The organism is Runella sp., from assembly GCF_027484545.1.
GTDB lineage: Bacteria > Bacteroidota > Bacteroidia > Cytophagales > Spirosomataceae > Runella.
Map to the genome: position 1 here is coordinate 1 of NZ_JAIXST010000056.1, position 13558 is coordinate 13558.

The 13558-nt window shown below is 47.4% G+C and carries 15 protein-coding genes; all 15 read left to right on the plus strand.

The window, feature by feature from the left end:
• Window positions 1-501, plus strand: a 501-nt coding sequence (locus Q0081_RS05080; RefSeq protein WP_298350014.1) for a thiamine pyrophosphate-dependent enzyme, incomplete at its 5' end; no start/stop codon positions are given.
• A gap of 40 nt (window positions 502-541) precedes the next feature.
• On the plus strand, window positions 542-967 hold the full coding sequence (locus tag Q0081_RS05085; protein ID WP_298350016.1) for a hypothetical protein: 426 nt from the start codon (window positions 542-544) through the stop codon (window positions 965-967).
• Window positions 968-979: 12 nt separating this feature from the next.
• Window positions 980-1819: an MBL fold metallo-hydrolase gene (locus Q0081_RS05090; protein ID WP_298350018.1), complete on the plus strand. Its 840-nt coding sequence runs from the start codon at window positions 980-982 to the stop codon at window positions 1817-1819.
• 42 nt (window positions 1820-1861) lie between these two features.
• Complete coding sequence (locus Q0081_RS05095) at window positions 1862-2254, plus strand: nuclear transport factor 2 family protein (RefSeq protein ID WP_298350020.1); 393 nt, start codon at window positions 1862-1864, stop codon at window positions 2252-2254.
• A gap of 44 nt (window positions 2255-2298) precedes the next feature.
• Complete coding sequence (locus Q0081_RS05100; RefSeq protein WP_298350022.1) at window positions 2299-5166, plus strand: molybdopterin-dependent oxidoreductase; 2868 nt, start codon at window positions 2299-2301, stop codon at window positions 5164-5166.
• A gap of 22 nt (window positions 5167-5188) precedes the next feature.
• Window positions 5189-6031 (plus strand): xanthine dehydrogenase family protein subunit M, encoded by an 843-nt coding sequence (locus Q0081_RS05105; RefSeq protein ID WP_298350024.1) that lies wholly within the window; start codon window positions 5189-5191, stop codon window positions 6029-6031.
• Between the two features lie 12 nt (window positions 6032-6043).
• Window positions 6044-6382 carry a hypothetical protein gene (locus tag Q0081_RS05110; RefSeq protein WP_298350025.1) on the plus strand — a complete coding sequence of 113 codons (339 nt, stop codon included), beginning with the start codon at window positions 6044-6046 and terminating at the stop codon, window positions 6380-6382.
• A 55-nt stretch (window positions 6383-6437) separates the two neighbouring features.
• On the plus strand, window positions 6438-7193 hold the full coding sequence (locus Q0081_RS05115) for a DJ-1/PfpI family protein (protein ID WP_298350027.1): 756 nt from the start codon (window positions 6438-6440) through the stop codon (window positions 7191-7193).
• Between the two features lie 16 nt (window positions 7194-7209).
• Window positions 7210-7782: a DJ-1/PfpI family protein gene (locus tag Q0081_RS05120; RefSeq protein WP_298350028.1), complete on the plus strand. Its 573-nt coding sequence runs from the start codon at window positions 7210-7212 to the stop codon at window positions 7780-7782.
• A 14-nt stretch (window positions 7783-7796) separates the two neighbouring features.
• Window positions 7797-8210 (plus strand): VOC family protein, encoded by a 414-nt coding sequence (locus Q0081_RS05125; RefSeq protein ID WP_298350030.1) that lies wholly within the window; start codon window positions 7797-7799, stop codon window positions 8208-8210.
• Window positions 8211-8384: 174 nt separating this feature from the next.
• Complete coding sequence (locus Q0081_RS05130; protein WP_298350031.1) at window positions 8385-10208, plus strand: AGE family epimerase/isomerase; 1824 nt, start codon at window positions 8385-8387, stop codon at window positions 10206-10208.
• A gap of 14 nt (window positions 10209-10222) precedes the next feature.
• On the plus strand, window positions 10223-10558 hold the full coding sequence (locus Q0081_RS05135; protein WP_298350032.1) for an STAS domain-containing protein: 336 nt from the start codon (window positions 10223-10225) through the stop codon (window positions 10556-10558).
• Window positions 10559-10562: 4 nt separating this feature from the next.
• Window positions 10563-12680 carry a glycogen debranching protein GlgX gene (gene glgX / locus Q0081_RS05140; RefSeq protein ID WP_298350033.1) on the plus strand — a complete coding sequence of 706 codons (2118 nt, stop codon included), beginning with the start codon at window positions 10563-10565 and terminating at the stop codon, window positions 12678-12680.
• Window positions 12681-12715: 35 nt separating this feature from the next.
• The gene (locus Q0081_RS05145) at window positions 12716-13036 is read left to right on the plus strand and encodes an anti-sigma factor antagonist (protein WP_298350034.1); all 321 of its coding nucleotides are present in this window, start codon (window positions 12716-12718) and stop codon (window positions 13034-13036) included.
• Between the two features lie 45 nt (window positions 13037-13081).
• Window positions 13082-13540 (plus strand): ATP-binding protein, encoded by a 459-nt coding sequence (locus tag Q0081_RS05150; RefSeq protein WP_298350035.1) that lies wholly within the window; start codon window positions 13082-13084, stop codon window positions 13538-13540.
• Window positions 13541-13558 lie beyond the last annotated feature (18 nt).

Below are 13558 nucleotides of genomic sequence, written 5' to 3' on the forward strand. Positions count from 1 at the left end.
GCCATTACACGCTATATTCCGCCACGTCAGGCTGGGAATTACTTCGTGACCCGAGGCGGCTCTTTAGGCGTCGGTTTTCCAGGAGCCATTGGGGTCAAACTCGCCAATTTAGACAAAACCGTGATTGGTTTTTCGGGCGATGGAGGAAGTATGTACACCATTCAAACGCTTTGGTCGGCGGTAAGACACAAAGCCGGGGCAAAGTTCGTGGTTTGCAACAATGGTTCGTATAAATTGCTTCAACTCAACATTGACGTGTACTGGAAAGAACGCAACATTGAACAGCATCCCTATCCGTTGCCTTTTGATTTGTCATATCCTGCCATTCGGTTCGACCTTTTGGCTCAATCGATCGGAGTAAACGCCGTTCGGGTTGAAAAAGAAGAGGATATTCTACCCGCCATTGAGCGAATGCTCGCCGATGACGAACCCTTCCTGATTGATTTGGTACTGGAAGGCGATTATAAGCCGGATTGGGTAAAAACCAATTGCTCTCATTAAACGAAAAAGACTGAAAACAATACATAAAACTCACACGTATATGCTCACGCAAGAATCAATTGAAAAACTCGCAGTAGACTGGTACAGAAAACTAGACGTACACGCGCCGATGGTTGAATTATTACCCATGTTGATTGATGATGGGTTGGAGATGGTTTTTCCCGAAGTTACCGTCTATGGCTATGCCGGTTTTGAAGGATGGTTTCAGCGCGTTATCCGCATTTTTTTCGACGAAGTACATACCGTTAAGAAGGCAGAAGCCACCATCAACGGTGATACAGCCGTGGTAGATGTAATCGTAAAGTGGGAAGCCAGTGTATGGAATGCACCGGAAGCCTACAGCAAGCGTATTACGCTGGATGCTTACCAAACGTGGGAAGTAAAAGCAGGACCCGACGATTCGGTATTGATTACCAAATATATCGTTGGTGATTTGAAATATTACGAAGGATCGGCAACGCTATAATCCTACTATCAGATGAACTTAGAATTTATTACCGTTAAAAAAGTAGAGAGTAGACCGGTCACTATTCACTGCGTTCAGGCTCCTGAATCGGGGGAAATAGCCAATGCCCAGATCATAGAAACTCCCAATAAGCTGTTACTTATTGATACCCTACTCTTAAAACCTCACGCCGACGAATTACGGACCTATATCGAAAGTCTCGGCAAACCTCTGGAGCGTATTCTTATTACCCATCATCACCCGGACCACTGGATTGGGGCGGCTTCATTTGAGGGAGCTCATATTGCGGCCTTTCCGCAAGTGATTGGAATCATCAATGCGATGGCCGATTATTTTTTGAACTTCCACCGTACCATGCACCCCGATCAGCCGGATGCCATCCCTACTAATAAAGTGCTTCCTACGGAGGCAGTGGAAGAGGGAGCGTTTGACTTCGACGGTGTGACCATCAATTTGATAAAAGTGTACGAAACGGAATGTCCCGTGAATATGGTCGTGGAGCTGCCCGAGCAAAAAATCCTGTTGGTACAAGACCTCGTTTACCACAATTGCTACGGCTATTTTGGGGAGAGAACCCAATCGGGAGATTATTGCTTTGACAACTGGATTGCGGCCTTGAAATCGTTTGAACCCAAAGGGTATGAGCATGTTGTACCCGGCCACGGCGACCCTACCGATCCATCGGTCTTTCCGATTATGATTGGCTATTTGACGTTTGCCAAACAAAAGATAGCCGAGGGGCTTCGGGGTGATGACCTGCGTAACAGCATTATGGCTGAGTATCCAAACTATGGCCTTACCATGGCCCTTTGGATGTCCGATTTTATGCTGTTTACATTCAAGCCTCAGTAAATCAATTGTTAAATCAAACAGTGAACCTCTATTACCAACCTCATGAAAAACGTACCTGATACTAAACTGGGGAATATGTACCGTGAGCATATTCAACACATTTTGGATAAGAATATAGAAGCTCTTCTTGACCAATACACGGACGATGCACTTCTCATCAGCAGCTTCATGAAAACGCCGGTCATTTACAAAGGGCGCGAGCAGGTAAATGAACACATGCAGGGCATTTTGGGCATTGACGGCTTAGAGTCCGACATTGTTTTTTGGGCTGAAACCGAAGACCCCGAAACGCTCATGATCACCGAGCAGATTACGATGACTACCAAAGACGGAGTTAGTCAAATGCGCTTTGCCGATAGCTGGGTTTTGCGAGACGGCAGGATTGCTATCCACTTTGCAGGAATGGTTCAGCACCCGGATGGTTCGCTGGCCTAATTGAGTTTTCCCACAATTTGACATAACAAGACTGCTTTAACTATATGGACTTAAGTATTAAAATTAACGGAAAAGAATACGTCAGTGAGGTAGAGCCGCGTACGTTGTTGGTAGATTACCTGCGTGATTCCGCTCAGTTGACAGGAACAAAAGTGGGTTGTAATTCCGGTATGTGCGGGACGTGTACCGTCCTTGTCAACGGAAAAGCGACTAAAAGCTGCCAAGTCTTGGCACTTGAAGCGGCCGGCAGCGAAGTTACAACCATTGAAGGCTTGGCCCAGGGAGGGGAGTTGCATCCGCTGCAACAGGCATTTTGGGACAATTATGCGGTACAAAACGGTTTCTCTACCCCGGGAGCCATCATGGCGGCCGTTGAACTGTTGGGTCTCAATCCCGATCCAACGGAGGACGAGATCAAAGAATGGCTTCAAGGTAACCTGACGCGGGAAACCGGCTATCAGCAGGTAGTGGAAGCCGTACAGGCGGCCGCGGCTGCCATCCGTGGCGAAGAAGCACCTGCCAAGGAAGATACCGGCCCGTCATTGATTGGAAAAGCACAACAGACCCGAAAAACGAAAGAACTCGTTACGGGAAGCGCGGAATTTATTGCAGATATGTCGTTGCCGGGTATGTTGCACGCAGCTATCCTGCAAAGTCCACATGGACACGCAAATATCCTCAGCATTGATACATCTGAAGCGGAGGCAATGCCCGGGGTAGTTCGGGTGTTTACATGGAAAGATACGCAACAGATTATGCCGATGCCCGTCATCTGGGTGCCGCCGTTTGCCGAAAGCCACTTTTTACCGCACCCTTCGGGCATCGTTCCGGGGTCGCACACTGTATTTGCCAAAGACCGGGCGCGTTTTGCAGGCGATCAATTGGCTGCGGTTGTGGCCGAAACCCGTCAGCAGGCTTATGACGCGCTGGACAAAATAAAAGTCGAATACGAAGCCCTGCCGGTGGTTTTAGACCCCGAAGAAGCTCTGAAAGAGGGCGCTCCGCTTTTGCACGAAACGGCTCCGAATAACTTGATGATTCATACCATATTTGGAGATAAAGAAGCTGTAGATAAAGCCATTGACGAGTCTGAAGTGGTAGTAGAACAGCGGATTTATAACCAGCGGATGATGCACAACACGTTGGAAGTGCGCGGGGTATTGGCTCAACACGATCCGGCTACCAATCAGCACACGCTTTGGACCAATACGCAGATTCCGTATCCGCACCGGTTGCTGATTTCGCTCTATGTGTTGGGGATTCCTTATAACAAATTACGCGTGGTGGTTCCCTACATTGGTGAAAGTAACGGTTGCAAAGGGAACCTGTATCCGGATACTCCGCTCGTATTGTGGATGGCCCGGGAACTGGGTCGCCCTGTGAAATGGATAGATACCCGCGCCGGTTTTTCCCGCAACACGGCTCAATCCCGTGATCAGGTTCAATATGTAAAAATCGCAGGAACGAAAGACGGTAAAATCACCGCCCTCAGTTGCCGCGCGTTCAGTAACGTGGGTGCTTACCCGGTTATCAACGCACCCGGTCAGCCACTGGCATTGATAGGTAGGAGTATTACGGGAGCGTATGCCATTCCGAAGGCATCGTACGAGGTCAGCGTGGTGTATACTAACAAAGTGCCTACGGCTCCGATGAGAGGGTCGGGTAGGGCAGAAGCTATCTTTTTGATTGAACGTGCCATTGAACGTTTTTCGCGGGAAATCGGCATGGACTCAGCAGAAGTAAGACGAAAAAATATGGTTCAAAACGACCAGTTTCCTTACGAAAACGGTTTGGGATGGACTTACGATTCCGGCAACTACGAGCAGGCACTCAACATGGCCCTGGAGAAAGCCAATTATTCAAAATTGGCTGAAATGAAGGCCGAAGCCAAAACGCGCAACAAGTTGCTGGGGCTGGGTATTGGCTCGTATGTAGCCGTAGCGGGGGTTGGTAATTCCGCCAAAATGGGAGGCGAAGGTTTAATGAGCGGTACGTGGGGAAGTTCCTATATCCACATTGCTCCTTCGGGCGAAGTAGCCATCACCACGGGTGCTCAACCGCACGGACAGATGCAGGACACCACTTTTGCTCAGATTGCGGCGGCAGAGTTGCAAATTCCGATGGACTACATCACCATTCAGCATTCTGATACCGAATTGCCGCTGTATTACGGACAGGCCAGTTACGGAAGTCGCTCCCTGAGTGTAGAGGGAGCTGCAGTTCAGAAAGCCTGTCAAATGATGATTCAAAAGGCACGCGAGTATGCGGCGTATCTGTTCAAAATGCCGCTTGACCTCATCGAATACAAAGATGGAAAAGTGATCGGAATTCCTGCTCCCGAGCAGGCCGTCATGACCCTTCAAACGGTCGCTTTGATGCTTTGGTTTGGTTGGGACCTTCCCGAAGGTATGTCGCCAGGGTTGGAAGGAACGGCTTATTTCGACCCAAAAAACTTCAACTTCCCGTTTGGAACCCACGTCGCCATTGTAGAAATCGACAAAGATACCTGTGTGGTGGATTTGGTGAACTACGTGGCGGTGAATGACTTCGGTGTGGTAGTAAATCCGGAAGTGGTACGCGGACAATCCTACGGAAACATCCTGCTCGGAATCAGTCAGGCATTGGCCGAAGAAACCCGCTACTCACCCGAGACGGCGCAGGTATTGACCGATGATTTTGACACCTATTCCATTGCACGTTCCAATTGGATTCCTAAGATGGAACTTTACCGAACCGAAACACCGTCGCCGTCTAACCCGTTGGGTGCCAAGGGGGCCGGTGATGTGAGCAATCCCCCCGTAGCTCCTGCGATGGTCAATGCAATCTGTGATGCCTTGTCTGAATACGGAGTTGAACACATAGATATGCCCGTAACCCCCGAAAAGATCTGGCAAGTCATTTATTCGGCCTAAAACCTTTTTTATTCAATTCACCATGACAATCACCCCGTTTGAATACATCTCACCCAACTCCTTGGACGAAGTATTCAGACTTATCCAGCAAAGCGGCTCTCAAGTACTGGTGGGAGACCAGGCATTTGTAAGCCAACTGAAAAAAGGCTACCTCAGTCCCAAAGCTGTCGTAAGCCTCAAAAATATTCCGGATTTCAGTAAGGTCGTGCAAGAACAAACTCACTTAGTAATCGGTGCCACAACAACGTACGCCGATTTAGCTAAAGAGCAGGCAATCAGCGGTTATCCTGTTCTGAGCCAGGCATTGGCAGCTGTCGGCGACCCGCACGTGTCCAACAACAGCACCATTGGAGGCGCCTTTTACTTCGGCGGTAATCTCCACGGGCATGTTTTAGCGGCCCTGTTGGCCCTTGATGCCCAATTGGTGGTGGCCGATGCGACTGCTGAGCACTTCGTACCCATTGCTACTTTTTACCAATTAGGAGGGGTGAAAAGTTTGGTACAGGGAGAACTGATTCGAGCAATACATATCCCGGCTCCCGGTGCAGGTGTGTCTGCTTATGAAAAGATGAGTTTTTTAGGCGGCGGACGAACCATCTGCGGAGTGGCGGTAGCGCTTGAAAAAACAGCAGGTACAGTATCCGACATTCGAATCGTTTTGACGGGCAGTACGGATACTCCGGTACGCCTCGAAAAAGTGGAGAGTGTTCTGCTGGGAGCTTCCATTACCTCAGATCAGGTAGAGGCAGCTCTTGAAAAATTGGAAGACGAAGTGCTTACATTCCAAAGTGAACCGGCTATTCACGAGGCATATCTGCGTCATCTGATTAAAGTTTTACTCAAAAAATCAATAATGAAACTCTAAATACAGACCACTATGACCAACCGTGAATTTTACGACAACCACCTTAAATTGTTGGCAGACAATGATGTTAACGTTTTGGTGGATCACGACTACCACGATGACGCTGTCATGATTTTACACGTAGCCAAAGAACCCATTGTTTTAAGAGGGAAAGAAGCATTGGTAAAGCAATTGGGCGATTACCTCACCTACATCTACCGCGGATTTGTCTCGACCGAAAAACTCGCTATCACCGAAGACAGCATCTTTTTGGAAGCCACCATTAATACTGCCAATGGTCCTTCAAAAGTATATGATGCCCTCTACATGAAAGATGGCAAAATTTTCCGTCACTATTCTGGACTCAAGTAAAAACTCCTCAATCATTTCAATTAAATACAGTCTAAAAAGATAAAAAACGAGCATTATGAGCAAGAAAGTTTTGATTTTGGCTTCCAATGTCGGCCTTTGGGCAGAAGAATTGCAAGCCCCTTGGGATGCCCTTAAAAAAACAGGATTTGAACTTACATTAGCAACTCCATTTGGCGTCACTCCGTTGCCGTTGGTTTTGAGCATGGACAAAGGATTTGTGGATCCAATGCAAAATTATAACGTGAACCCTCCTGAAGTGGTTGACCGCTGCAATGAAATCCTCGACACCGGTGAGTGGGATAGCCCCATCAAAATTGAAGACGCGGTCATGTCAGATTATGACTCGTTGGTGATTGTCGGAGGCCCGGGTTCGGCACTTGATATTGTGGGAAATCCGCATGTACATAAGCTGTGCGTAACTGCGTACGAGCAGGGCAAGATTTTAGGCGCACTCTGCTATGCCGTAGGAGCGTTTGTGTGGGCACGCGAAAGCGATACGTTGCACCGCAGTATTATTTACGGCAAAAAAATTGTGGCACACCCGCGCGAATGGGATTTTACCGGATTAATGGATTATCCGTTGGTACGGGCAAAAGAAGGCAATGCGGGTACAAATATTGTAACTCAGGGATTTGCTTTCCCACTGTTGGTCATCGTGGAAGATGCGGTAGGACCCAATGGTCGTGTCTATTCTGATCCGGGTGCCAATCGCAACAAACCTCAAGTGAACTACGACCATCCGTTTGTGACCGCCCTGTCGGTGGAATCATCTATTGCTTTTGGCCAAAAATTGGTAGAAGTTCTTTCGTAATTTAAATCAACACCTTATGAAACTCAAGGGTAAAAAAATCGGGATTCTTTTTGAGGCTGATTATTACGAAAACGAAATATTTTATTACAAATACCGATTTCCGGAAGAAGGAGCTGACATTCATTTTCTGACGCGTTTGTGGGGACAGGACAAAATCACATTCCATGGGCACGAGTACAAAGTGCCGATGGATTGTTGGGAGAGTTTTGAAAACATGAGTGACGAAGAACTTCGCAGCTATTCGGCTATCATCGTACCGTCGGGCATGGTTTCAGACCGCCTTCGGTACACGGAAGATGTGGAGAAAATCCCGCCGGCGACCGAATTCCTGAAGCGCGTATTTGCCGAACCAACCGTATTAAAAGGAATCATCTGCCACGGCTTGTGGCTGGTGGCTCCGGCTGCCGAATTGGTGAAAGGCCGCAAATTGGTTTGTCATAACAACCTCATCGGCGATGCCAAAGCCTACGGTGCCATTTATACCAACGAAGATGTGGTGGTGGACGGTGACTTGGTGACGGGACGCTCGGGAGGACATGCACACCTCTTTGCTAAAAAAATCATCGAAATTTTGTCTGAACAAGCTTAAAACCACGCCTGATTATGCTCCAAACATCATTTTTTCACGTGGCCGTTACGGTAAAAGATCTGAGTGCTTTTGAAAATTTTTACGCAAAATACTTTGGATTTAGTCGGGCGCGTACCATTTCGTTGGGAGAGGGAAAAGAGCTGGTTTTCTTGAAAGACGCGGGCAATTTTTACTTTGAAGTATTTCCGCCCGACCAAGAACGCCCCGTGCCGCTCGCCGAAGGAGATGGCCCTCATTATCCCGGGTTTCGGCACTTGGCGTTTTCTGTCGATGACGTAGATGCCAAACTGGCCGAAATGGGCGAAGACGCCGTCATTACGCTCGGACCTTTGAAGTTTGACGATTTTATTCCGGGTTGGAAAACTGCCTGGGTCAAAGACCCCGAAGGTAATATTATCGAAATCACCCAAGGATATGTTGACCAATAAGGTCAAGGATAAGCACAAAGCAGTATTTAGTAGTAAGTATTTGGTATTTAGAATGAAATAGTTGACTAACTCGTTGTAAAACAGCTGTTTAATTGCTGTCTAAATACTGAATACTAAAATCTAAGTACTATCTGTTTCTATACAATTTAAACCTTTTAATAACCATTCGAATTCATGAAACTTGATTTTACTTTCTCCGACACCCTTGCTGGGTATGTAATAGAATATAATTCGGCCGAACGCTGGTATACCGTTGAAACTTCCGATAAACGGGTGTTCAAAGTCAATTTGATTCCCTCTACTTACGCCCGTACTTTCCGTAATTTGGAAGAGCCTTACCAAGATGCCTCGGGAGTAATGAACGATTTATTGGCAAAGCCAGGACAGTTTGTGTATTCATACGGTACCTTTTATCCGGCTACCGACGGAGGGGAAACTGTCTTTGAAGTACAATGGATCATCTTTCCAAGTACGGCTCCGCTCGAATACCGTCACGAAGCGCAGGACTGGTGGATCAATCAAATTTCTTCCATTGCCAGTAGCTACCTGAAATGGCAGTTTAACTACCCACAGGAAGAAATTAATTACAAGAACTACCGGACCATGCTGCATTTGGCGGGTTCTAAAAAAGGAGATTACCTACAGGAAACAGATACTATCTCACGGATGATCTACGGCTTTGCATCAGCCTATATGATTACGGGGAACGAAGGGTTTTTGGAAGGAGCTGAATTAGGAACGGAATACCTCCGCGACCACATGCGTTTTTATGACCAGGATGCCGACCTCGTGTATTGGTACCATGGTATGAAAGTAGAGGGAGAAAAAGAAACCAAATTGTTGACCTCTGAATTTGGGGATGACTGGGATTCTTTGCCGATGTACGAACAAATTTATGCGCTTGCCGGTCCTACTCAGACCTACCGTCTGACGGGAGATCCGCGCATTATGTGGGACATTGAAAAAACCATCGAACTGTTTGAGAAATACTTCAAAGACAACGAGCAGGAAGGTTATTTCTCCCACATCGACCCCATCACGCTCGACCCGCGCGCCGAGTCGTTGGCTCACAACCGCGCCCGTAAAAACTGGAACTCCGTAGGTGACCACGCACCGGCATACCTTATCAATCTGTACTTAGCCACGGGCGAGCAGAAATACGCTGATTTCTTAGAATATACCTTCGATACCATTACAAAATATTTCCCCGACTACGAAAATAGTCCGTTTGTTCAGGAGAAATTCTTTGAGGATTGGAGCAAAGACCAAACGTGGGGATGGCAACAAAACCGCGCGGTAGTAGGTCACAACCTCAAAATTGCGTGGAACCTGATGCGGATGCAATCGTTGGTTCCGAAAGATTCGTACCTCGAATTTGCCAAAAAAATTGCTGAATTGATGCCGGAAGCCGGTTCTGACCCACAACGCGGCGGTTGGTATGACGTAGTGGAACGCGCTACCAAAACTAATGGACACCACCAGTTTGTATGGCATGACCGCAAAGCATGGTGGCAACAGGAACAGGCCATTCTCGCTTACATGATTTTACACGGTATTCTCAAAGACGATGAATACCTCAAATACGCCCGTGAGTCAGCGGCGTTCTACAACGCATTCTTCCTCGATACGGACGATGGCGGGGTTTATTTCAACGTCTTTGGTAACGGAATGCCGTACTTGCTTGGAACAGAGCGCTTTAAAGGAAGTCACTCCATGAGCGCGTACCACAGCACGGAGTTGTGTTTCCTTTCGGCAGTGTACACCAACCTGCTCATTACCAAGCAGCCTACCTATTTCTACTTTAAGCCGTATCCAAACGGTTTCAAAGACAACAAGCTGTTTGTTTCTCCTGATATCCTTCCAAAAGATAGTGTATATATCAGTGAGTGCTACATTGACGATGTGCCTTACACTGATTTTGACGCGAGTGCCTTGACCGTGACTCTACCTCAAACGACAGAGCGCGTTCGGGTAAAAGTCCTCATTAGTCCTAAGTAAAATACACTATCACTATGAAAGTAGCAGAAAATATTATTGAGAGTATTGCTGTCATTGAGGTCGAAGGCAACATTGACAGCAAAACTGCTCCCGAGTTTGAGAAGGCCGCGTTGGCCTCCATCAAAAATCAAGGGCAGGTCATCATTGACCTGAGCAAAGTTGAATTTCTTTCCAGTGCCGGCTTGCGGGTACTTTTGATGATTTATCGTCAAATCAAGGTCCAAAGCGGTAAAGTAGTGCTCGTAGGAGTATCGGAAGAGATTCAGGAAGTTATGTCGAACACCGGTTTTATCAACTTCTTTATTATCGTCGGAACCATCGAAGAGGGGATACAAACGTTAAAAAGCTAAAAATATGGCAGATATACGGATTGATTATTACCCTACCCATGAGTTTGAGGGGATTAAATTCAGACGCGGACATCCCCTGCCATTTGGTGCGACGATGGTACCCAACGGTGTTAATTTCAGCGTGTATTCAAGCGCTGCCATTTCCTGCACGTTGGTACTGTTTGAACGCGGCGCTCCGGAACCTTATGCCGAAATTCCGTTTCCTGATGAATTTCGAATAGGTGATGTATTTTGCATGACGGTATTTGATCTTGATTTTGAGCGACTTGAATACGGCTATCGAATGGATGGCCCATTCAAACCTGAAGAAGGATATCGGTTCAACAAAGATGTTATCCTGAGCGACCCGTACGCCAAAGTACTGGGTGGCCGCGATACGTGGCGAGCTCAACCCAACTGGGACGATGTGTATCCGTACCGTTCCCGTTTGGCCTTCGAAGATTTCGACTGGGAAAACGACCACCCGCTCGAAACCCCTATTGAAGACCTGTCCATTTACGAAATGCACGTTCGGGGTTTTACGAGCCACCCCTCGGCCGAAACCAAGAATGCCGGAACATTCAGTGGGATTCGCAGTAAAATCCCTTATCTTAAATCGCTGGGTATCAATTGCATTGAGCTCATGCCGATCTATGAATTTGACGAGTGGGAAAACAGTCGTACCAACCCGATAACGGGCGAATTGTTGGTGAATTATTGGGGCTACAGCACGGTTAACTTTTTCTCGCCCAAAGCAGGGTACGCGGCTACCGGAAAGTTTGGAATGCAGGTGGATGAGTTGAAAACGCTCATCAAGGAGCTCCATAAAAACGGGATTGAAGTGTTTTTGGACGTGGTATTCAACCACACCGCCGAAGGCGACCACCGAGGACATACCATTTCGTTTCGGGGAATTGATAACAAAACGTACTACATGCTGACGCCCGAAGGCTATTATTTTAACTTCTCGGGAACCGGTAATACGTTGAACTGTAACCACCCCGTGGTACGGAATATGGTACTTGACTGCCTTCGCTACTGGGCTTCAGATTACCACATTGATGGTTTTCGCTTTGACTTGGCCGCTATTCTTGGGCGCGCCCAGGACGGTAGCCCGTTGAGCAATCCGCCTTTGTTGGAATCTTTGGCGTATGATCCCATTTTGGCTAAGTGTAAGCTGATTGCCGAAGCGTGGGATGCGGGCGGGTTGTATCAGGTAGGTTCTTTTCCGGCGTATGGCCGTTGGGCTGAATGGAACGGAAAATACCGCGATACCGTGCGTCGCTATCTGAAGGGAGACCCCGGCATGATAGGAGAAATGGCGCAGCGTGTTCAGGGTTCACCGGATTTGTATTCGTTGCGCGGGCCCACCGCCAGTATCAACTTTGTGGCCTGTCACGATGGATTTACGCTGTACGATATGTTTGCCTACAACGATAAACATAACGAAGCCAACGGCGAAAATAATAACGACGGAGCTAACGACAACAATTCCTGGAACTCCGGATGGGAAGGCGAAACTGACGATCCGGAAGTCAATTTTCTGCGGCATAAGCAAGTCAAGAATGCCCTCACAATTTTGATGGTCAGTCAAGGCGTGCCTATGATTTTGATGGGCGACGAAATGGGCCATACCCAACACGGTAATAATAATACCTATTGTCAGGATACGGAATGGAACTGGCTGAATTGGTCTTTGCTGCAAAGCAATCCTGACCTGTTCCACTATGCACAGCAGATTCTGCGATTCAGACGCGCTCACCCCGTGTTGCGAAGTGCCAACCATTTCCGTCATTATGACTACGTAGGCAGTGGATTTCCCGACATCAGTTTCCACGGCACCTTGGCCTGGAGACCCGATTGGTCAGCAGAGAGCCGCACGTTGGCCTTTATGCTTTGCGGAAACCACGCCAAAGGAGGTACGATTCGTGACGAAACCATTTACGTAGCCATGAATATGTACTGGGAGTCGTTACACTTCGAATTACCCATCTTGGCAGACGGCAGCAAATGGCACGTATTTGCCAATACGGACATGACTAATTCGCAGGATATTCATTTGATCGGAGAAGAGCCTTTGCTCGAAGACCAATCCGGCTTTTTTGTAGGAGCCCGGTCAGTAGTTGTACTGGTCGCCAAATAAATTGATTCAATCTCAACATAAAAACACTTTATAACATGGATTTTACAATAAACTCTGAAGTAGTCGATAAAGTAGCTAAAATTACCTTGTCGGGCGAACTCGATTCGTTATCGGCTCGGGTTTTTCAAAAAGAAATCGAAAAAGTAGCGCTTCAGTCGCCTACTGAACTGGTCCTGGATATGGAACACTTGGCTTTTATGTCGTCGGCAGGATTGCGGGTGTTGATTTTCTCGAAGCAAAAAATGGGGGTAGGACTTACTATCTACGTGGTGAAGCCGCAGGAAGCCATTGTAGATACCCTCGAAAAAACGGGATTGCAACACAGTGTGAACATTGTGGACCAATACCCAGCTTAACCCATTCGAGGAGCGCGAAATTCGCTATTACAAGGTAATAACCAAATGAACTCACGTTCGTACTTTGTCTTTATGCAAATGGAATTAAAAACATTTCCCGCAACCGTTGACTCGCTGGACCCGCTTCGGCAGTACGTCAAAGATGTATCCCAACAAGCGGGATTAGATAAGAAAGCTACCTATAATTTGATATTAGCAGTGGATGAAATTGCCACCAATATTATTTTGTACGGCTACGAAAAGGCGGGTTTAGAGGGTTTTATTGATGTACTAACCGAAGTTTCGGACAATCGCCTCAAGGTAGTGTTTGAAGATGACGCAGCTCCGTTTGACCCCACAACCCGCGAACTTCCCGACGAAGAAGACTTTGACCTACCTCTCGAAGAAAGACCGATTGGGGGGCTGGGTATCTATTTGACCATCAACGGGGTAAGTGAGTTTTCGTACGAATACATCAATAATCGGAATCGGAATATTTTCGAGGTAGATATTAAGAGCCCCTAACCTGTTGGAAGGGCTGCT

Bases quoted from the DNA above. Each gene is read 5' to 3' on its own strand.
- Q0081_RS05085 (WP_298350016.1), top strand. From the start codon at position 542: ATGCTCACGCAAGAATCAATTGAAAAACTCGCAGTAGACTGGTACAGA.
- Q0081_RS05090 (WP_298350018.1), top strand. From the start codon at position 980: ATGAACTTAGAATTTATTACCGTTAAAAAAGTAGAGAGTAGACCGGTC.
- Q0081_RS05095 (WP_298350020.1), top strand. From the start codon at position 1,862: ATGAAAAACGTACCTGATACTAAACTGGGGAATATGTACCGTGAGCAT.
- Q0081_RS05100 (WP_298350022.1), top strand. From the start codon at position 2,299: ATGGACTTAAGTATTAAAATTAACGGAAAAGAATACGTCAGTGAGGTA.
- Q0081_RS05105 (WP_298350024.1), top strand. From the start codon at position 5,189: ATGACAATCACCCCGTTTGAATACATCTCACCCAACTCCTTGGACGAA.
- Q0081_RS05110 (WP_298350025.1), top strand. From the start codon at position 6,044: ATGACCAACCGTGAATTTTACGACAACCACCTTAAATTGTTGGCAGAC.
- Q0081_RS05115 (WP_298350027.1), top strand. From the start codon at position 6,438: ATGAGCAAGAAAGTTTTGATTTTGGCTTCCAATGTCGGCCTTTGGGCA.
- Q0081_RS05120 (WP_298350028.1), top strand. From the start codon at position 7,210: ATGAAACTCAAGGGTAAAAAAATCGGGATTCTTTTTGAGGCTGATTAT.
- Q0081_RS05125 (WP_298350030.1), top strand. From the start codon at position 7,797: ATGCTCCAAACATCATTTTTTCACGTGGCCGTTACGGTAAAAGATCTG.
- Q0081_RS05130 (WP_298350031.1), top strand. From the start codon at position 8,385: ATGAAACTTGATTTTACTTTCTCCGACACCCTTGCTGGGTATGTAATA.
- Q0081_RS05135 (WP_298350032.1), top strand. From the start codon at position 10,223: ATGAAAGTAGCAGAAAATATTATTGAGAGTATTGCTGTCATTGAGGTC.
- glgX (WP_298350033.1), top strand. From the start codon at position 10,563: ATGGCAGATATACGGATTGATTATTACCCTACCCATGAGTTTGAGGGG.
- Q0081_RS05145 (WP_298350034.1), top strand. From the start codon at position 12,716: ATGGATTTTACAATAAACTCTGAAGTAGTCGATAAAGTAGCTAAAATT.
- Q0081_RS05150 (WP_298350035.1), top strand. From the start codon at position 13,082: ATGAACTCACGTTCGTACTTTGTCTTTATGCAAATGGAATTAAAAACA.